Origin of the sequence: Bradyrhizobium sp. HKCCYLS3077 (genome assembly GCF_051167555.1) — a bacterium.
Classification (GTDB): Bacteria; Pseudomonadota; Alphaproteobacteria; order Rhizobiales; family Xanthobacteraceae; genus Bradyrhizobium.
This window is the reverse complement of the sequence record NZ_JBNPTH010000005.1, coordinates 329,658-348,548: the sequence shown is the minus strand read 5'-3', so window position 1 is coordinate 348,548 and position 18,891 is coordinate 329,658. Positions and strand designations below refer to the sequence as shown.

At 66.9% G+C, this 18,891-nt stretch carries 15 protein-coding genes; 3 read left to right on the top strand and 12 right to left on the bottom strand.

From position 1 onward, the window contains the following. Nucleotides 1-108 precede the first annotated feature (108 nt). The 11 genes from ACQR0Z_RS21940 to ACQR0Z_RS21890 form a co-directional block, all read right to left on the bottom strand. Nucleotides 109-2,706 (bottom strand): ATP-binding protein, encoded by a 2,598-nt coding sequence (locus tag ACQR0Z_RS21940; RefSeq protein WP_434920003.1) that lies wholly within the window; start codon nucleotides 2,704-2,706, stop codon nucleotides 109-111. A 204-nt stretch (nucleotides 2,707-2,910) separates the two neighbouring features. Then, complete coding sequence (locus tag ACQR0Z_RS21935; protein WP_434920002.1) at nucleotides 2,911-4,419, bottom strand: glycerol-3-phosphate dehydrogenase; 1,509 nt, start codon at nucleotides 4,417-4,419, stop codon at nucleotides 2,911-2,913. Beyond that, nucleotides 4,416-5,192 (bottom strand): class II aldolase/adducin family protein, encoded by a 777-nt coding sequence (locus ACQR0Z_RS21930; RefSeq protein ID WP_434920001.1) that lies wholly within the window; start codon nucleotides 5,190-5,192, stop codon nucleotides 4,416-4,418. The genes ACQR0Z_RS21935 and ACQR0Z_RS21930 overlap by 4 nt, the downstream gene beginning before the upstream one ends. 15 nt (nucleotides 5,193-5,207) lie before the next feature. Next, a complete protein-coding gene (locus ACQR0Z_RS21925; protein ID WP_434920000.1) occupies nucleotides 5,208-6,248 on the bottom strand; it encodes a 2-hydroxyacid dehydrogenase in 1,041 nt (346 codons plus the stop codon). After that, nucleotides 6,241-7,821, bottom strand: coding sequence for an FGGY family carbohydrate kinase (locus ACQR0Z_RS21920; protein WP_434919999.1), 1,581 nt, complete (start codon nucleotides 7,819-7,821; stop codon nucleotides 6,241-6,243). The genes ACQR0Z_RS21925 and ACQR0Z_RS21920 overlap by 8 nt, the downstream gene beginning before the upstream one ends. Nucleotides 7,822-7,823: 2 nt before the next feature. Beyond that, nucleotides 7,824-8,933: an ABC transporter ATP-binding protein gene (locus ACQR0Z_RS21915; RefSeq protein WP_434920212.1), complete on the bottom strand. Its 1,110-nt coding sequence runs from the start codon at nucleotides 8,931-8,933 to the stop codon at nucleotides 7,824-7,826. Between the two features lie 45 nt (nucleotides 8,934-8,978). Continuing rightward, a complete protein-coding gene (locus ACQR0Z_RS21910) occupies nucleotides 8,979-10,082 on the bottom strand; it encodes an ABC transporter ATP-binding protein (RefSeq protein ID WP_434878534.1) in 1,104 nt (367 codons plus the stop codon). A gap of 6 nt (nucleotides 10,083-10,088) precedes the next feature. Further along, nucleotides 10,089-10,946, bottom strand: coding sequence for a carbohydrate ABC transporter permease (locus ACQR0Z_RS21905; RefSeq protein ID WP_434878533.1), 858 nt, complete (start codon nucleotides 10,944-10,946; stop codon nucleotides 10,089-10,091). Nucleotides 10,947-10,958: 12 nt separating this feature from the next. Continuing rightward, a complete protein-coding gene (locus ACQR0Z_RS21900; RefSeq protein WP_434920211.1) occupies nucleotides 10,959-11,885 on the bottom strand; it encodes a carbohydrate ABC transporter permease in 927 nt (308 codons plus the stop codon). Nucleotides 11,886-11,990: 105 nt separating this feature from the next. Next, nucleotides 11,991-13,430 carry an extracellular solute-binding protein gene (locus ACQR0Z_RS21895; RefSeq protein ID WP_434861625.1) on the bottom strand — a complete coding sequence of 480 codons (1,440 nt, stop codon included), beginning with the start codon at nucleotides 13,428-13,430 and terminating at the stop codon, nucleotides 11,991-11,993. 38 nt (nucleotides 13,431-13,468) lie between these two features. Further along, nucleotides 13,469-14,458, bottom strand: a complete 990-nt coding sequence (locus tag ACQR0Z_RS21890; protein ID WP_434861720.1) for a sugar-binding transcriptional regulator — start codon at nucleotides 14,456-14,458, stop codon at nucleotides 13,469-13,471. A gap of 180 nt (nucleotides 14,459-14,638) precedes the next feature. On the opposite strand from ACQR0Z_RS21890, the gene ACQR0Z_RS21885 reads away from it, so the two are divergent. From ACQR0Z_RS21885 to ACQR0Z_RS21875, 3 genes are read left to right on the top strand one after another with little or no spacing between them, the layout of a single operon-like run. Continuing rightward, nucleotides 14,639-15,913: an FGGY-family carbohydrate kinase gene (locus tag ACQR0Z_RS21885; RefSeq protein WP_434919998.1), complete on the top strand. Its 1,275-nt coding sequence runs from the start codon at nucleotides 14,639-14,641 to the stop codon at nucleotides 15,911-15,913. After that, entirely contained in the window at nucleotides 15,910-16,779 is an 870-nt protein-coding gene (locus tag ACQR0Z_RS21880; RefSeq protein ID WP_434919997.1) for a TIGR01459 family HAD-type hydrolase, read from the top strand. The genes ACQR0Z_RS21885 and ACQR0Z_RS21880 overlap by 4 nt, the downstream gene beginning before the upstream one ends. Nucleotides 16,780-16,791: 12 nt before the next feature. After that, a complete protein-coding gene (locus tag ACQR0Z_RS21875) occupies nucleotides 16,792-17,817 on the top strand; it encodes a class II aldolase/adducin family protein (protein ID WP_434919996.1) in 1,026 nt (341 codons plus the stop codon). Nucleotides 17,818-17,859: 42 nt separating this feature from the next. On the opposite strand, the gene ACQR0Z_RS21870 is transcribed toward ACQR0Z_RS21875, so the two are convergent. Beyond that, nucleotides 17,860-18,768 (bottom strand): amino acid ABC transporter substrate-binding protein, encoded by a 909-nt coding sequence (locus ACQR0Z_RS21870; protein ID WP_434919995.1) that lies wholly within the window; start codon nucleotides 18,766-18,768, stop codon nucleotides 17,860-17,862. Nucleotides 18,769-18,891 lie beyond the last annotated feature (123 nt).

The following is an 18,891-nucleotide window of genomic DNA, read 5'->3' as shown; positions in this document are numbered from 1 at the left end:
CCCGCACAGCTCGGACGCCCTGCGCGCCGCGAGGCCGTTATCTGTTGTCGCTGCACGCCGGTGGGCAAACCCGAGGAGATCACGATCCATGATCGCGACCAGGTGTGATCAGGTGTTGGCGGCCTTTCCCGCACCGGTCCCGGCCAGCGTCGCCACGATCGCGTCGGACAATTGCCCCAGGCGAAACGGCTTGGCGATCAGCCGGCTGGTCTCGCGCAGCTCCTCGGGCACCAGCGAGGGGTCGGCGAAGCCGGACATGAAGAGGATCGGCAGGCTGGGCCAGCGGCAGCGAACCTCGCGCGCCAGCTCGATGCCGGTCATGCTGCCGGGAAGCAGGATGTCCGTCAGCAGCAGGGCGACCGGGTCGGGCCGCGCCAGCGCGGCGAGCGCCGCGGGCACGTTGTTGACGACCAGCGGGCTGTAGCCGAGCGAGGAGAGCATGGTGGAGGCCATGACCCCGACCAGCGCATTGTCCTCCACGACCAGGATCCGCTCGCCGGTCTCCGGCCGCGACGGGCGCGCCACGGCGGCGCGCGGCGGATCGGCCACGCCCGGTCCCGCGCTCGGCAGATACAGCGTGACGCGCGTCCCCTGCCCGACTTCGCTGGTGATCACGGCGGTGCCGCCGGACTGCCGGGCAAAGCCGTAGACCATGCTGAGGCCGAGGCCGCTGCCCTTGCCGAACTCCTTGGTGGTGAAGAACGGCTCGAAGGCGCGGCGGACGATGTCGGGCGGCATGCCGGTGCCCCTGTCCGACACCGCGATCGTCACATACTCGCCGGCCGCGATGCGCTCGTCGCCGTCGTTGAGCGGCTCGTCGAGCACGGCGTTCTCGGTCGCGATCGTCAGGCAGCCGCTGCCCGACATGGCGTCACGCGCGTTCAGCGCGAGATTGAGCAGCGCGTTCTGCAATTGCGTCGGGTCGATCAGGCAGCGCCACAGCATCGGGTCCTGCGCGAGCGCGATCTCGATGGTCTCGCCGAGCGTCCGCTGCAGAATCGTCGTCATGCCGCCGACCAGCTCGTTAACGTCGGTGATCTGCGGCCGCAGCGTCTGCTTGCGGGCGAAGGCGAGCAGGCGGCGGTTGAGATCGGCGACGCGCTCCGCCGCCTCGATCGCCCGCTCGACCATGCCGCGGCAGACTTCTGCGCCCGGCGGCAAGGTGTCGAGCAGCATGTCGAGATTGCCGAGCGTGGCCGCCAGCATGTTGTTGGAGTCGTGCGCGATGCCGCCGGCGAGCTGGCCGATCGCCTCCATCTTCTGCGCCTGGCGCAGCTCGTCCTCGATGCGCTTGCGCTCGGTGATGTCGACCGACAGCACGACATATCCGCGCACGGTGCCGTCAGGACTGCGATCGGGCACGCGGATGATCTCGCACCAGCGCTCGCGGCCGTCGGGAAAGACCAGCTTCTCCTCGCCGCGGATGGTCTTGCCGGCCAGCACGGCCTGGATCTTCTGCTTCCCCTCCACCTCCCGCGAGGGATCGATGAAACTGTCGATTCTGCGGCTGCGCTTGGCGGCGGCGGACGCATCGGCGTACCATTCATGCGCGATACGATTGGCGTAGCGAATGCGGCCGTCGGCGTCGACGCGGACGATCAGCGCGGGAACGTTCTCGGTGACGAGCTTGTGCTGCTCGAAATTATCGCGCAGCGCCTGCTCGGAGTTGGCGCGCAGCCGCCATTGGCGCGCAAGGCCAAAACCGAACCCGACGATCAGCAAATTGAGCCCGGCCGCGGCGGCGCTGTAATAGAGCGCATTGTTCTTCCAACCGGCCAGATACTCCACCGGATGCCGCGCGACGGTCACGACCAGCGGCAGGCCGGCAACACGCCGGTAGCTGATGGTGCGGGACACGCCATCGGTGATGCCGCTGCCTTCGAAGCTGCCGCTCGGCGCCTGGGGAAGATATTTTGTGAACAGCCAGTTCGATCGCACGTTGCGCCCGCCGAAGGCGTCCGCGTTGGGCGTGCGCAGCAGGATCGTGCCGTCATCGCGGTACAACGTCACGGTGCCGCGCTGGCCGACGTTCAGCGACAGAAAGAACCTTCTGAGGTTCTCATAATCCAGCGGCACGACGACGACACCGCCAAAACGCCCGTCGCTCGTCAGGAAGGCGCGGCTGACCGCAATGAAGACGCCCTTGTTCACGCGCGAGGTCACCGGCACGTCGATGAAGATCCCACGGCCGGGATCGTCGCGCTGAACCTGGAAATAGGCGCGGTCGGAAAAATTGTTCTCACGCCCTGGCACGCCGTTGCCTGCGCTGTCGCCGATCAGCTCCCCCTCCGCATCGAGAACGACGATGCCGCCGGCGACCGGATAGGGTTTGACCCGCTTCTTGAGATCATCGATCAGATCCAGGTTGCCGCGCGTGAGCAGCGACGGGTTCTGCCTGAGATTATCGATCGTCGTGTTCAACAGCAGGTCGACGGCCTGAATATTGCGCAGCATGTATTCTTCGAGCGCGCGCGCGAGATCGCCGTTGGCGGCTTCGGTGGTGCGCTGGGTCTCCCAGTAGTTGACCGAGAGCATGTGCGCGACGAAGGCATCGCACAGGATCGCGAGCACGAGGCCGCTGAGAACGATGATCCTCGGCGTCCAGCGCCGGTCGCGCGCCGCGCGAGCCTCGGCCCTGGCCGTCTTGTCGCCCCGCGGCCGTCGACCGTGCCGTTCGTCGATGGTCGATTGAGATTGGTCCAACATGACGTCACGGCTTCGGAAATCGTCGAGCCGTTCCAATTTCTGTGGATCGGCGCGGCACCGTCAGCCGATCGTCCGCAGCTCGGCTTGATCCGGCATCTCGGGCGGGCTCGCGACGTCCCGATAGCAGTTCCGCCGGAAGATGTCATCCTTGCCAGAGCAGCACCTGCGCCGGGCGACGAACGATCGCCGCGACAACCGGTCCGGTCAGAGCTGATGCTCGAACGCCTCGCGCTGTGCACGCGTCAGATGCAGGCCATGCTTGGTGCGGCGGTCCAGGACGTCGGCGGCGGTCACGGCCCACTCCCGCTCGCGCAGATAAGCAAGCTCGCGTTCATAGAAGGTGCCGCCGAAATGCCGGCCGAGGTCATCGGTGCGGCGGGCCGCACCGAGCAGCTCACGGGCGCAGCTGCCGTAGAGCCGGGCATAATGCGCCACGGTCTCGGGCGGCAACAGCGGATAGTCGGCGCCGAGTTCAGCGAGAAACTGCGTGAACGGCGCGCCGAGATCGCCGCCGGGAAGACAGGCGCCCGCCGTCCACGCCGGCGCCATCTGCGGAAACCACGGCGCGAGCCGCTCCATCGCGTGCTCGGCAAGCTTGCGGAACGTGGTGATCTTGCCGCCGAAGATCGACAGCAGCGGCGGATGCTCCGCCGTGCCGTGCACCTCGAACACATAATCGCGCGTCACCGCCGAGGGATTGTCGGCATTGTCATCGTAGAGCGGCCGCACGCCGGAAAAGGCATGGACGATGTCAGCCTTGCCGGGCGCGGCGCGGAAATAGCGATCGAGCACCGCGAGCAGATAATGGATCTCGCCGCCCTCGATCGCGACGTCCTCGGCGCGGCCGTCATGGACGATGTCGGTGGTCCCGATCAACGCCAGGTCCGTCTCATAAGGGTTGACGAAGATGACGCGGCGGTCGGTGTTCTGCAGCAGATAGGCCTGCGAGCCGCTCCAGAATTTCGGCACCACGAGGTGACTGCCCTTGACCAGCCGCACGCTGTGCGCGGAGTTGAGGCCGGCGACGCCCTGCACGACGTCCTGCACCCAGGGGCCTGCGGCATTCACCAGCGCCTTGGCGCGCACCGTGCACAGCTCTCCGGTCTCGGAGCGCATCTCCAGCCGCCAGCAATCGCCCTCGCGGCGCGCGCTCATCGCGCGGGTGCGCGGCAGGATGATGGCTCCCTTGCGCGCGGCATCGACCAGATTGAGGATCACGAGCCTGGCATCGTCGACCCAGCAATCCGAATATTCGAACCCGCGGCGGAATTCAGGGCGCAGCGGCGCGCCCTCCGGCTCATGCGCGAGATCGACGCTGCGGCTCGCCGGCAACTGCTTGCGGCCGCCGAGATGGTCGTAGAGAAACAGCCCCGTGCGCACCAGCCAGGCCGGGCGTTGCTCGGGCGAGTGCGGCAGCACGAAGCGCATCGGCCAGATGATGTGCGGCGCCGAGGCCAGCAGCACCTCGCGCTCGATCAGCGCCTCCCGCACCAGGCGAAACTCGTAATATTCGAGATAACGCAGGCCGCCATGGATCAGCTTGCCCGAGCGCGACGACGTGCCTTCGGCGAAATCGTCCTTCTCGCACAACAACACTTTCAGGCCACGGCCGGCGGCATCACGGGCGATACCGGCGCCGTTGATGCCGCCGCCGATCACGGCGAGGTCCACCAGACCGTGATCGGTTCCGCTGCGTGAGACCGCGACGTTCATCGCGCGCCGCTGCGCTTCGCCTCGGGCCTGCGGCCTGCCGCTGCGGCCCGCGTCCTGGCGCCGGACTTTGCGGCCGCCTTCTTGACGGGCTTCGCGGCCTTGGCGTTCTTCTTGGCCTTGGGCTCCTGCAGCCCATAGGTCGAGAAGCCCTGCGCGGTCTCCGCGATCTCGGCATCGCCGAGGATGTGCGGCTGGCCGAGGGCGAGCGACAGATAATACTGCTTGGCGATGGTCTCGAGCTCGACCGCGAGCCACATCGCCTTGTCGAGATTGGCGCCGACGGCGATCATGCCGTGATTGGCGAGCAGACAGCCGTTGCGCCCCTCCAGCGCCTCCAATGCGAGTTCGGACAGCTCGGCCGTGCCATAGCGTGCATAGCCGGCGCAGCGGACATCGGTGCCGCCGAACGCCGCCATCATATAGTGACAGGCCGGGATCGGCTTGCGGGCAATCGCAAGCACGGTCGCGTAGGTCGAATGCGTGTGCACGACGGCACCGACATCCGGGCGTCCGCGCATGATGTCCAGATGAAAACGCCATTCCGTCGAGGGCTTCAGCGGTCCTTCCCAGGAGCCGTACTCGCCGTCGAGCGGCATCGACGCGATCATCTCCGGCCTCATGGAGTCGTAAGGGGTGGCCGACGGAGTGATCAGCATCCGGTCCTTGTAGCGGGCGGAGATGTTGCCCGACGTGCCCTGGTTCAGACCCGACGCGTTCATCCATCGGCACTTGGCGATGATGTTCTCGCGGATCTGTCGTTCCTCGCGGTTCATTGCAAAAACCTTTCGTCAGCAGGGATTGAGCGGCGGCTCGCCGGCGAGATAGCGGCGAACCTCTTCGGCCGCCTGGTCGGCGGCAAAGGTGACGGTGCGCACCGAAGCGCCGGCGATATGCGGCGTCAAGGTCACGTTCGGCAATTGCAGCAGCGGCCAATCCGGCGGCACCGGCTCGACCGCAAAGGTGTCGAGCATGGCGCCGGCCAGGCGCTGCGAGCTGAGCACATCATAGAGCGCCTGGTAGTCCACCAGCGGCCCCCGCGCGGTGTTGATCAGGATCGCGCCCGGCTTGATCTTCTCCAGCGCCGCGCGGTCGATGAACCCGGTGGTCTCGGCGGTGACGCGGGCATGCAGGCTGATGACATCGGCGTGCGCCAGCAGCTCGGCGAGCGCGACGTGCTCGACGCCGTCATTACGGTCCTGGACGCTGAGCTGGACGTAAGGGTCCGTCACCAGGATCTTGCAGCCGAACGCCTTGAGCAGCTTCACCACGCGCGTGCCGATCGCGCCATAGCCGACGATGCCGACCGTCATCTCGCCGAGCTCGCGCCCCGTGCGGTCGGCACGGTAGAGATCGCCGCGCCACTCGCCGCCGCGCAGCGACTCGTGGCCGCTGCGGATCAGCCTTGTCTCGGCGAGCATCGCGCCGATGGTGAACTCGGCTACGGCGCTGGCATTGCGTCCGGGCGTGTTGACCACGAGCACGCCGTGATCGCGCGCCGCCTGCATGTCGACATTGACCGGGCCGCCGCGCGACACCGCGATGAATTTGAGGCTGGGCAGCCGCTGCAGCATCGCCCGCGAGATCGGCGCGAGATGCGTCACCAGGAGCGCTGCTTCGCCGATGAAGTCGGCGAGTTCGTCGGGGTCGCCCATGAACTCCTTCAGGCCGTCGAGCTTGGAGCCGGCATAGCCGTGCTCCATCGGCTCGTCCGGCCATGGCTGCTCGAGCATGCGGATGTCGATGGCATCGCCGCACGTGGCGGTGATGCGCTCGGCGAACACCGAGGGCAGCATGAAGCGGTCGCCGATGATGGCGATGGAGCTAGACATGATTGGTTCCCGCACGCTGTGCAGCGAGCTGCTTCCACACCGGCCGCGCCGCGAGGCGGGCCTCGACATAGGTTGGAAACAATTGCGCATAGCGTTCCGCCAGCGCCACATCCGGCGCTTGCGGCTCATCCAGATACGGTCTCACCCATCCCTCCGCGCAGTCCATCATGTTCGAATAAAGTCCGGTCGCGACCGCCGCCATCATCGCGGCGCCCGACGCGCCTGCCTCCTCGCGCCGGCAGACACGGATGGTACTTCCGAGCACGGCACCAAGAATGGTGCCCAGCGCACGGCTGCGCGCGGCACCGCCGGTCAGCCGAATCTCCGCCGGCAGCGAACCCATCGCCGCGTAGCAATCGCGCGCGGCGAAGGCGAGCCCCTCCATCACCGCGCGCATCAGGTCCCAATAGCCATGACGCGTGCGCAGTCCGATCAGCTGCGCATGGGCCTCGTGAGACACGAACGGCCCACGCTCGCCGGCATCGGAGATGAAGGGATGATACAGCAGCTCGCACGCCTTCGCTTCGAGCACACGCTGGTCGAGACGCCGGATCAGATCGTTGCGCGAGCGCGCGATGCCCTCCAGGGCAAGCACGCCGCGCGCGACATCCAGCAGCCAGTCGATGTTCAGGGTCGCAGCCATCGTCGACTGCATCTGCCCGTAGTGACCCGGCACCGGAAACGGCATCGTGTAGCCGGTCGCCTCGGCATTGAGCTGGACGTCTTCGGCCCGCGCCGCGAGGCGCATGTGCATACCGGTCGAGCCGATGATGCTGCAGCCGACGTCCGGGGTCTGGTCGTAGAGTCCGCCGCCGAGTGCATTGCAGATCACGTCGACATAGCCGAGCGACACCGGCACGCCTTGCGGCAATCCCGTCTCCGCAGCGGCCGCTGCCGACAGACCATGCGTCGTCACGACACCATCGACGATCTCCGGAAACAGCCGCTCGGAACTGGCGATCCCGATCAGCCGCGCCGCTTCGCTGTCGAAGCAGCGCTTGCGGTAGTCACCGCAGGAGAACGTCGCCTCCGACGGATCGGTGACGCGCTCGCCGGTCAGTTTGAAATACAGCCAGTCCTTGCAGTGGAACGCCGTGCTGGCGCGCGCCAGCATTGCTGCGTCATTCGCCTGCAGCCAGGCCAGTTGTGGCCCCTGCTGGCAGGCGTTGAGCCCCGACCCGGTGCGCTGATAATGCGCCGCGTTGCGCTCACTGCCGCGGAAGGACTCGACGAAGCCGGCCGCGCGGGAATCGAGCCACAGCAGCGCGGGCGCGACGGGACGGCCATCGGCGTCGATCAGCCAGGTGCCGTCGCCCTGCCCGGTCACGGCGATCGCGGCCACGCGGGGGGCCACATCAGGCAGCGCCTTGGCCAGGCCGCGCAAGGCTGCCACCGTGTCTGTCCAGGTCCTGTCCATGTCCTGTTCGACGCGGCCGCCCGGCGCCGTCGTGTAGCTGTTGGGAATTGCGAAGTCGCCGAGCTGGCGGCCATCCCGCGCGAACGCAACCGCCTTGATCACCGAGGTGCCGGCGTCGATGCCGATGATCACGTCGCGGGCGGAGGCGGACACCATGATCAGCGCGCCTCCGCATGGCGGATGCAGACGCCATCGGCGCCGAAGAGATGAAGATGGCCGGCCTCCAGCCCGCAGGGCACGACATCGCCCGGCCGCGCGGCGATCTTGCGCGACGTCACCGCGACGAGCAGATGCCCGGCGCATTCGCCGGCAATATGCGACTGGTCGCCGAGCCACTGGTTGGACACGACGCGCAGCCGCGCCTCGCCGCTGCCGATCGCGATCCGCTGCGGCCGGATGCCGACCTTGATGCGCTCGGCCTGCGCCAGCGTCTGCTGCGCCTTCGGATCGAGGGACTGGCTGGGAATGTTGAAGGCGATGTCGGCGCCAGCCGAGAGACGGAAACCGCCCTCCTGCTGCGCCACCACGGTGTCCAGCAGGTTCATCGGCGGCTCGCCGATGAAGCTTGCGACGAACAGATTGGCCGGACGGTTCTTCAGCTCTCTTTCGCTCGCGAACTGTTGCAGCACGCCGTCCTCCATGACCGCGATGCGATCGGCGAGCGCGCTCGCTTCGGTCTGATCATGGGTGACGAAGATGGCGGTCATGCCCCGCTCGGCGAGCAGGCCCTTGATGCGGCCGCGGAGCACCGCACGCAGCTGCGGTTCGAGCTGCCCCATCGGTTCGTCCAGCAGATAGAGGTCGGCGTCGCGCACCAGGGCCCTGGCGAGCGACACGCGCTGTTGCTGGCCTCCGGACAGCGCACGCGGATGATGATCGAGGATGTCCTCGATCTCGACCAGGCGCGCGATGCTGTCGACGCGCGCTGTGATCTCGGCCCGCGACAATTGCTGGGCCTTCAGCGCGAAGGCGATGTTCTCGCGCACGGTGAGCGGCGGGTACAACGAATAGCCCTCGAACGCCATCGCGACCCTGCGCCTGGCCGGCGGCAGATCATGAATCGGACGCTGCGCCAATGCGATCGACCCCGTGCTGACGCTCTCGAAGCCCGCGATCATCCGCAGCGTGGACGTCTTGCCGCAACCGGACGAGCCGAGCAGCGCGACGATCTCGCCGGTTCTCACATCCATGTTCAACGCGCGCACGGCGTGAACCGGCGGTTTGCCGCGGGTGTGATAGACCTTGTCGACGTCACGGATTTCGAGCATGCCCATCCCAAACTCTCAAATGCCAAGCTCTCAAAGGCCAGATCATCAAGCGGCCTGCCGCCGCGGCGAGAGGCCGATGCGCTCGCCCGTCGCATGGTCGAACAGCAGCACCGTCTCGGGCGCGAACCGCACGTAGACGTCCTCATCGGCGCCGGCCTGCAGCGCGTCCGGCGTCAGGGCCGCCAGCCATTCCGAGCCATCGGCGAAGCGCAACAGCACCACCGCGCGCTCATGGATCGGCGTGACCGCGACCAGCCGCGCGGGAAGCGCCCCGTCTCCGGCCTGTCGCGTCACCATGACATCGTCGGGCCGCACGCCGAGCCAGCAGCGCTGGCCGACGACGGCCGAGGCATCTTCGGCGTCGAGCCGGATCTGCGTTCCCGCGAGATCGGCGATCACACGGCCCTGCTCGGCCCGCGGCGTGACCTCGGACAGGTTGATGCTGGGGTCACCGAACAGCCGCGCCACCGCGACGGAGGCCGGCCGGGAATAGATCTCCTCCGGGCGCGCCACCTGGACGAGACGGCCGTTGAACAGCACGACGATGCGATCGGCGATCGCCATCGCCTCGCGATAGTCCTGCGTGACGTAGAGCACCGCGGCAGAGCCCCGGCGCAACAGGCTCGGCAGCTCCAGCCGCATCTCGTAGCGCAGCTTGGCATCGACGTTGCGCAGGGGATCGTCGAGCAGCAGCACCTCGGGATTGCCGATCAGCGCACGCGCCAGCGCCGTGCGTTGCTTCTGCCCGTTGGACAGTTCGCGCGGCTTGTGGCCGAGCACATGCTCGATCTTCAGAAGCCGGCTCATCGCCGCCACCTTTGCCGCTACGTCGGCCGCTCCGCTCGCGCGCAGACCGCTCGCGATGTTGTCGCGCGCGGTCATGTGCGGAAACAACGCGAAGTTCTGGAACGCCATGCCGATGCCGCGCTGCTCCGGCGGCGCGTCGACGATCGAGTGGCCGCCGACGAGGATATCCCCTGCATCAGGCTCGAACATGCCTGCGATCATGCGCAACAGCACGGTCTTGCCGCTGCCCGAGGGACCGAACACCGCGACGATCTCGCCGGGCTCGACGGTCAGCGACACGCCCTTGGCGCAACTGACGCTGCCGAAGCTCTTGTCGACGGATTTGAGTTCGAGACGCGCCATGACTGCTCAACCCTTCACTGCACCGAGCGAGAGACCTTCGACCAGATAGCGCTGCGCATAGAGCGCGAGCAGCAGGGTCGGCGTCACCGACAGCACGATTGCCGCCGCGATCTGGCCGTATTGGATGCCGGACGCGGTGACGAAGGCCAGCGCGCCGACCGTCACCGGCTGCTTGTCGGCCGAGGCCAGGATCAGCGCGAAGACGAAATTGTTCCAGCAGAAAATGAACGACAGCAGGCCCGCTGCCGCAATGCCAGGACCGGCAAGCGGAACCGCGATTCGCGTGAACGCCTCGCGCCAGGAATGCCCGGCCAGCCGGTAGGCATGCTCGATATCCGGGCTGATGTCCTCGAAATAGCCGCGCACGATCCACAGGATGAGTGGCAGCGCGATCAGCTGATAGACCCAGACGATGCCGAAATAGGTGTCGTTGAGGCCGAGCTGCTGGTAGTAGAGCGACAGCGGCAGCAGCACCAGGAGCGGCGGTGCGAATCGGAACGACAAGAGCGTGAACGCGATGGTCTCGCCGAGCTTGAACTTGAAGCGCGCGAAGGCATAGGCCGCGGGCACGCCGAGCAGCAGCGCCAGAATCACGGACGCACTCGACAGCAGGAAGCTGTTCATCAGATTGCGCATGAACGAGATCTGCAGATTGCCGGCCGCGGTCTTGAGCTGGCCGGAGATCAACGCCTCGTAATTGGCGAGCGTCGGCTCGAACAACACCCGCGGCGGAATACGCAGGATCTGCTCGTTGGTCTGGAACGACATCAGCAGGATCCAGACGATCGGAAACATGAAGAATACGAGCACGAGCGCGAGCGCAACGCCGCGGAAGATGCGCCCCATGAGACTGGAGTGATCCATCAGCGGCCTCCTTCAGGCGTGACCGTGGGCGCGTTCGCGCAGCCGCAGCCAATTCTTGATGAAGATGTTCGACAGGATGTTTGTGATCAGCCACAGGATCATCAGCAGCGCCGCGGAGCGTCCGACATTGGTGTACTGGAAGAACTCCAGATAGGCCTGCACCTGGAACACCATCAGCCGGTCGCCGGGGCCGCCTTGCGTCATCGCATAGACGATGTCGAACTGCTGGATCGAGTCGAGCAGCCGGAACAGCGACGCGGTGATGATGTAGGGCGCGAGCATGGGCAGGGTGATGCGGAAGAACACGAAGCTCGCCGGCACGCCGTCGAGCGCCGCGGCCTCGAACGGCTGCCGCGGCAGCGAGCGCAGGCCGGCCAGCAGCAGGATCATGATGAAGGGCGTGTAGACCCAGACGTCGACCAGCACGACCGTGAACAGCGCGGTCGACGGGTCGGACGCCCATTTGAAGTCGTGGGCGCCGAGCAGCCCGACGAGATAGGACAGGATGCCGAAGCTCGGATTGGTCATCAGCTTCCACATCAGCGCGGCGATCGCCGGCGCCGTCATCAGCGGCAGCAGCAGCATGATCGAGACCGCGTTGTGGAAGCGCGTGGGACGCCGCAGCAAGAGCGCGATGCCGAGACCGAGCAGCAGCTCGGCGATGACAGTCACCGCGGTGTAGACGAGAGAGATCCGCAGCGTATTCCAGAACGCGGGATCCGACAGGAAGTCGATGTAGTTGTCGACGCCGATGAAGCCGCGCAGATACGGCAGGTTCAGCCGGTAGCGCTGCAGCGAATACACCGCGGCAGTGACGAACGGCACCAGAATGGCGATGCACACCAGCAGCGCCGGCAGGCTCAGGAGATACGGCAGCAGCCGGCCGCGCCAGCGTTTCGTGCGGCGCGGCACCGCTTCGGTCTCGACAAGTTGGGCCATGCTCATGACAGGCGTGATCACATCGTCGCAGGGAGATGGGCCGGTCCGGACGCTTGTGGGGAGCGGCCGGACCGGCGGGCGGTCATGGAGAGTGCGCGTCCAGCCTCAGCCGAGGCCGGCCTGCTTCAACTGACGGTTGATGCTGTCGGCCAGCTTGTCGAGGCCCTCGTCGACGGTGATCTCCTTGGCCACCATCTTCTGCAGCGACGCCGCCCATTCGGTCGTGAGATCGAAGAACAGCGGCTGCGCCGTGAAGTAGATCTTGGCTCCGGGCGCCGAGAGGTCATGCTGCTCAAGATAGCCCGGATAGGATTTGGCAATGCGGTCGCGGAACTCGCTGTCCTTCCACACGGAGGTGCGGACCGGATTGACGAAGTCCATCTTGCGGGCGCCGAACAGGTCGTGCTCGACCGAGGCCGCCCATTGCATGAAGGTCCAGGCCGCATCCTTCTGCTTGGAGAAGCTCGACATCGCGAGCGACCAGATCCACACGTTCGGCGTCGGCGCCTTGGCGGCCGGGTTGGCCGCGAACGGCGCGTAGCCGAGATTGCCGCGCTCCTTGTTCTCGCCGCCGTTCATGAAGTAGCCAAGAATGTCGGCGTCGAAGATCATGCCCGAAGCGCCGGCGCCGAGATCGGTGCCGACCTGGTACCAGGTATAGGTCGACCAGTTCTTGGGACCCGAGCCCTGGATCATCTTGACCCACTTCTCGTGGAAGTCCTTCGAGGCCTTGGTGTTCATCGCGGCCTTGAGCTTGCCGCCCTCCATCACGAAGTCCTTCTGGCCGAAATTCGCATAGGCCGACAGGAAGCCCGGATGGATCGTGGCCCAGGAGCGCGAGCCGCGCACGCCGACGCCATAGGGACCGCCGGCATCCTTGGTGATCTTGGCCGCGACCTCCAGCATCTCGTCGAGATTGGTCGGCGGCTTGACGCCGACCTTGCTGAAGATGTTACGGTTATAGGTGATGTTGTTGAGCTCGTAGCCCCACGGAATACACCACTGTTTCGCCTTGCCGGAGCCGAGCTCGGAGCCGGCGACACCGTCCCAGGCGGTCGAGGAGCGCAGGCCCGGCAGCACGTCGTCCCAGGCAAACGCCGGATTGGTCTTGGCCGGATCCTTGATGTAGGTGTTGAGGTCTTCGATCCAGCCGGCCGGACCATAGGTCCAGGTCATGTAGGCGCCGGTCATGAAGGCATCGTACTGATCCGACTTCGACGACAGCGCCGCCGTGACCTTGTCGAAATAGACGTCCTCCGGAAAGATGTCGTAGGTGACGTTCATGCCGGTCAGGCTCTTGAACGCCTCGATGTCGCCGATCATCGCATCGACGTAAGGATGTTTGTTCAGCAGCAGCTTGACGGTCTTGCCGCTGTGGGCCTTCCAGTTGAAGTCGGCGGCCATCGCCTTCGACATCGCCGAGGCAAAGGCGGCATTGGCGGCCACGCCGGCGATGCCGAGCTTGGCAGCGCCGTCGAGGAGATCGCGCCGGCTGATGCGCTTGCCGGCATAGGACGCAAAGAGATTCTTCTCACGATCGTACATTCAACCCTCCCTATTTTTTATGATGAGACTTGCTCGCGTTACCTGCCCTTCCGACTTTTCTTCTTGGAGTGACCGGATGTTTTCTCCGGCTTGTCGGTCGTGAGTGCCTGAGCCGTGACCTCGTCGATGATGAGGCCGTTCAGGAAGCCGCTGCGCAGCACCGCCCGCAGCGCTGTGAGTTTCGCCTCGCCACCGCCGATGGCGACGATACGATGTTTCTTCAGCTCGCTCGCCGCCATCGAGGTCGCGCGCGCGGAGAGATCGAGATCGAGCAACTCGCCGTCGGCGTTGAAGAAGTGGCCGAGCAGATCGGCGCAGGCGCCGGCGCGCTTCAGCTCGACGACCTCGTCGGGCTTGATCATGCCGCTCGACACCAGGAACCCGTCGGCGTGGATCTGGCCGATGCCGACGAACAGCAGCGACGCCTGCTGCGCCAGCGCGAACACGTCAGATATGCCGAACTGCTGCATCAGCACGCGGCGGTCGGCCACGGAGTTGGCGAACACCGGCACGGGCAGCAGATAGGCCTCGGCGCCGGTGCGCTCGGCGAGACGGTGGATCACGTCGAACGGATTGGCCGCGAACTTGCGCGTGAGGCCGCCGAGCAGCGAGACGAACTGCACGTCGCGGGCCGGCGTCTGCGGCAGTTGCGCCACCACGGCCGCGAGCGTGCGGCCGTGGCCGACACCGATGATCTTGTCGTCGCCGCGCTCCAGCACCTGGCGCAGGAAGCTCGCGCCCTCCAGCGCCAGCGCCTTCAGTGGCAGATCGCCCTCGCCGAGATCCGGCGCCACGCGGCAGAAGTCGAGGCCGTAGCGATCGGCCAGCGCATTCTCCAGCGCGACGCATTCCGCGACGGGACCCTCGACGAAGACGCGGATCATGCCCTCGCGGCTGGCGCGCGCGATCAGGCGATGCGCCTTGGTGCTCTGGATGTTCAGGCGGTCGGCGACCTCCGACTGCGTCAGTCCGGCCGCGAAATACAGCCACGCCGCGCGCGTCGCCAGCGAGGCCTCGCCGTCCACCATGGGCGCCCTGTCGGAAGCTGTCGTCACGCGCGATTGCCTGCTTGCAAATTTCTTCACGTCTTGCAAAAAATTGCAGACACCGATCCGGCCGTCAATCCCCCAAACGTGCTGCAGCGCGTCAGGGACTGACGGGATCGCGCGGGCAGTCATGCTCGCCTGGTCACAACGAGAAGAGGTCGCATGAGGGAGTTGTTTGTCGGCATCGATGTCGGAACGAGCGGCGTGCGCGCCTGCGCGATCGATGCCAGTGGCGCGATCCAGGGCGCAGCTTCCGTGCCGCTGGCGCCGCCGCGTCAGGATGGCGCAGCCATCGATCAGGATCCCGAGCTGTGGTGGCGGGCGACCACATCAGCGCTCGGCAAGCTCGGCGAAGCCGTCGATCTGCGCGCCGCCGCGCGCATCGCGGTCGACGGCACGTCGGGCACGCTGCTGCTGATCGACGGCGACGGACGTCCCCGCTCCCTCGGGCTGATGTACAACGATGCACGCGCCGTCGATGAGGCCAGGCGGATCGCCGCGGTCGCACCGCCGGAGAGCGGTGCGCATGGCACCAGTAGTCCGCTCGCGAAACTGATGCATCTGCTGGCGTCGACCGGCGGCGCTGTCCGCGTCGCGCATCAGGCCGACTGGATCGCGGGCCGGCTCGCCGGCCGCCACGGCGTCAGCGACGAGAACAACGCGCTCAAGCTCGGCTATGATCCGGTGCAGCGCCGCTTTCCCGATTGGTTCGATCAGCTCGGCGTGCCGCGCGAGGTGCTGCCGACCATCCTGGTGCCCGGCACGCCGTTCGCCGAGATCGATCCCGCGATCGCGCGCGCGCTCGGCATTGCGTCCTCCGCGCGCATCGTCGCCGGCACCACCGATGGTGTGGCCGCCTTCATCGCCACCGGCGCCGACGCGCCGGGCGATGCCGTCACCTCGCTCGGCACCACGCTCGTGGTCAAGCTGATCGCGACCCAGCCGATCTTCGCCGCCGATCAGGGCGTCTACTCGCACCGGCTCGGCGACAAATGGCTCGCCGGCGGCGCGTCGAACTCCGGTGGCGCCGCGCTGCTCGCGCATTTCTCCGCCGACGACATGGACCGCATGACACCCTTACTGCGCCCCGACGAGCCCATCGGGCTCGGCTATTATCCGCTGCCGAAACCCGGTGAGCGTTTCCCGATCGCCGATCCCGCGCTGGCGCCGCGGATCACGCCGAGGCCGGCGGAGGATCATCGCTTCTTCCAGGCGCTGCTCGAGGGCATCGCCGATGTCGAGGCGCTGGCCTATCGGCGCCTGCAGGCGCTCGGCGCGCCGACATTGCGGCGGATCATCAGCATCGGCGGCGGCGCCAGGAACCACGCCTGGATGCGGATGCGCGAGCGAATCATCGGCGTGCCCATCAGCGTCGCGGCGCAGACCGAAGCCAGCTACGGCACCGCCCTGCTCGCCTTGCAGGGGCCGCCGCAATGACCGCCGCGGCGTGTGAGATCAGCGGCCTTTCCGCGATTGCCGACCGGTTCGATCACGTGCTGCTCGATCAATGGGGCACGCTGCACGATGGGCGCACCGTGTTTCCCGCGGCGCTGGAGTGCCTCGCCAGGCTGAAGCGGGCGCACAAGCCGACCCTGGTGCTGTCCAACTCCGGCAAACGGGCGCGCTCGAATGCCGAGCGACTGGCGCGGCTCGGTGTCAACAGCGCGGCCTATGACGGCATTCTGACCTCGGGCGAAGTCACCTGGGCCGGATTGCGCGACCGGACGCGCGCGCCCTTCACCGATTGCGGCGACACCTGCTTCCTGATCAGCCGCGGCGGCGACCGCTCCCTGATCGAGGACCTGGACATCGTGACCGTCGACGACATGCGCGAGGCCGATTTCATCCTGCTCGGCGGGCTCGACGATGATCTGGCCGAGCCCGATCTCTGGCGGGACCAGTTTGCGCGAGCGGCGGCGCGCCGCGTGCCGATGATCTGCGCCAATCCCGACCTGATGATGTTCGGTGCGAGCGGCCTCGTCCCCGCCCCCGGCACGCTGGCGCGCGCCTATGAGTGGCTCGGCGGCGCGGTGACCTTCGTCGGCAAGCCGCATGCGCCGATTTTCGAGGCGGCGCTGGAGCAGCTCGGGCGTCCCGATCCGCGGCGCGTCCTGATGATCGGCGACTCGCTCGACCACGATGTCGCCGGCGCGCGTGCCATGGGCTTGCAGACCCTGCTGCTGGCCGATGGCGTGCATCGCACCGCGCTGGCCGGCGCGCCTGACCTCGCCGCGGCGACGCGAAAGCTCGCGGCGTCCGCGCGCCGCATGCCGAACTGGACGATGCAGCAGCTGAGCTGGTGAAGGAGACCGACCATGCGCGAACCCGCCGAGCTTGATGCGTTGCGCCGGATGTCGGCGCGCGTCGGCTGCAACATGCTGCTCGTGCAGGGCGCCGGCGGCAATTCCTCCGTGAAGGATGACGATGTCCTCTGGGTGAAGGCCTCCGGCACGTGGCTGTCCGACGCCAATGACAAGGACATCTTCGTGCCGGTGCTGCTGACGGCGGCGCGCGAGGCGCTGGCCCGCGACGACGAGCGCATCCCGCTGGCCGCGCCCGGTGCCTTGCGCGCGTCGATCGAGACCTCGCTGCACGCGCTGATGCCGCACCGGGTCGTGCTGCATGTGCATGCCGTCAACACCATCGCCTGGGCGGCGCGCCGCGACGCGCGCGATGAATTTGCCGCGCGGCTCGACGGGCTCGCCTGGCGTCATGTCGACTATGTCCATCCGGGGCTGCCGCTGGCGCGCGCGGTCGGCGCGATCGTCGCAAGCGAGAGCGTCGACGTGCTCATCCTCGGCAATCACGGCCTGGTCGTCGGCGCCGAGACCTGCGAGGACGCCGAGGCGCTGGTCCGTGACATCGAGACGCGGCTGGCCTTGCCGGTGCGCGCAACACAAGCGGCAGACGATGCCGCCTTGCGCCGGCTCTGCGCCGGCACCGAGTATCGCCTGCCGGCCGACGCAGGCTGTCATGCCATCGCCACTGATCCGTTCAGCCGCGCGGTCGCGACCGGCGGCTCGCTGTATCCGGACCATGTGGTGTTTCTCGGCCCGGGCCTGCCGACGATCGAAGGTGCCGATGGTCTCGCCACGCTGCTGTCGCGCGCGCGCGCAGCCGGCCTCCCCGCGCCCGTCGCGGCCTTGGCGCCGGGTCTCGGCGCCATCATCCGCAACGATGCCAGTCCCGGCGCGGAGGCCATGCTGAGCTGCCTCGCGCTGGTCACCAGCCGCCTGCCGCTGTCGGCCGAGATCAGCTATCTCTCGTCACAGCATGAGCAGATGCTGCTCAACTGGGACGCCGAGCGCTACCGGCAGCAGCTGACGGCGAGTCGCGGGTAGATCGGCCGCATCAGTTCGGATCAGCCGACGCGATCCATGGCTTCATTCGGCTGCATAGGCATCCGGATCGGGACTGCTGCTGGGCTTCTTGAACGCGGCGCGCAACGCAGCCGGCATCGGATAGTTGAAGTTGGTCCCGGTCGGCGGCACCGGCGATTCGAACCAGGTCTTGTAGAGCTTTTCGATCTCCGGGCTCTGATAGAGCTCGGCGGTGACGCGGTCGGCGATGGCCTTGAACGGGGCATCATCCTTGCGCAGCATGATGCCGAAGGGCTCGGCCTTGGAGAACGCATCTTCGCTGATGACATAGGCGGCCGGCTCCTTGGAGCGCGCGATCGCGACCGCAAGCTGGACGTCGTCGAGCACATAGGCCTGCGCCCGGTCGGTCTCGAGCATCAGGAACGCCTCGGCCTGGTCCTTGGCGGGAACGATGGTGATCCCGAGCTTGCGCTCGACATTGACCTTGTTCAGTTGCGCGATGTTGGTCGACCCGGCGATCGCAACGGCCGTTTTGCCCTTCAAATCGTCGATCCGCCGCAGCGAGCTCGACGCCTTGGCGGCGAACCGCGTTGCGCTGAGAAAATGCGTGTTGGTGAAGGTGACGAGCTTCTGGCGCTCCGCGTTGTTGGTGGTGGAGGCGCAGAGAAGGTCAATGGTGCCGTTGGTCATCAGCGGAATGCGGGTGGACGAGGTGACCGGAACGGTCTCGACCAAGAGGTTGGGCAGCCCGAGCTCCCGCTTCACGGCGTCGGCGATCCGCGCACAGATGTCGAGCGCGTAGCCCACCGGCTTCTGGTTGCCGTCGAGATAGCTGAAGGGCACCGCCGCTTCCTGGAAGGCGACCGCGATCTTGCCGGTTTCCTTGATCTTCTGCAGCGTGCCGGTCAACTCCTCGGCGCTAGCCGCATGTGCCGCCAGAACCAGTGCCAGTACGCATCCCCATCGGCGCATCGAAGCCTCTCCTCGTCGTCATTCCCTGCATGGTGCAGCGGGCCGCAGCCTCGCTTCGGCCGACTGCGATGAAAAGGGATAAAAACGCTTCCGCGTCCATTCCAAAAAGTGATGTCTATCTCG

Bases quoted from the DNA above. Each gene is read 5' to 3' on its own strand.
- ACQR0Z_RS21940 (WP_434920003.1), bottom strand. From the start codon at position 2,706: ATGTTGGACCAATCTCAATCGACCATCGACGAACGGCACGGTCGACGG.
- ACQR0Z_RS21935 (WP_434920002.1), bottom strand. From the start codon at position 4,419: ATGAACGTCGCGGTCTCACGCAGCGGAACCGATCACGGTCTGGTGGAC.
- ACQR0Z_RS21930 (WP_434920001.1), bottom strand. From the start codon at position 5,192: ATGAACCGCGAGGAACGACAGATCCGCGAGAACATCATCGCCAAGTGC.
- ACQR0Z_RS21925 (WP_434920000.1), bottom strand. From the start codon at position 6,248: ATGTCTAGCTCCATCGCCATCATCGGCGACCGCTTCATGCTGCCCTCG.
- ACQR0Z_RS21920 (WP_434919999.1), bottom strand. From the start codon at position 7,821: ATGGTGTCCGCCTCCGCCCGCGACGTGATCATCGGCATCGACGCCGGC.
- ACQR0Z_RS21915 (WP_434920212.1), bottom strand. From the start codon at position 8,933: ATGCTCGAAATCCGTGACGTCGACAAGGTCTATCACACCCGCGGCAAA.
- ACQR0Z_RS21910 (WP_434878534.1), bottom strand. From the start codon at position 10,082: ATGGCGCGTCTCGAACTCAAATCCGTCGACAAGAGCTTCGGCAGCGTC.
- ACQR0Z_RS21905 (WP_434878533.1), bottom strand. From the start codon at position 10,946: ATGGATCACTCCAGTCTCATGGGGCGCATCTTCCGCGGCGTTGCGCTC.
- ACQR0Z_RS21900 (WP_434920211.1), bottom strand. From the start codon at position 11,885: ATGGCCCAACTTGTCGAGACCGAAGCGGTGCCGCGCCGCACGAAACGC.
- ACQR0Z_RS21895 (WP_434861625.1), bottom strand. From the start codon at position 13,430: ATGTACGATCGTGAGAAGAATCTCTTTGCGTCCTATGCCGGCAAGCGC.
- ACQR0Z_RS21890 (WP_434861720.1), bottom strand. From the start codon at position 14,458: ATGGTGGACGGCGAGGCCTCGCTGGCGACGCGCGCGGCGTGGCTGTAT.
- ACQR0Z_RS21885 (WP_434919998.1), top strand. From the start codon at position 14,639: ATGAGGGAGTTGTTTGTCGGCATCGATGTCGGAACGAGCGGCGTGCGC.
- ACQR0Z_RS21880 (WP_434919997.1), top strand. From the start codon at position 15,910: ATGACCGCCGCGGCGTGTGAGATCAGCGGCCTTTCCGCGATTGCCGAC.
- ACQR0Z_RS21875 (WP_434919996.1), top strand. From the start codon at position 16,792: ATGCGCGAACCCGCCGAGCTTGATGCGTTGCGCCGGATGTCGGCGCGC.
- ACQR0Z_RS21870 (WP_434919995.1), bottom strand. From the start codon at position 18,768: ATGCGCCGATGGGGATGCGTACTGGCACTGGTTCTGGCGGCACATGCG.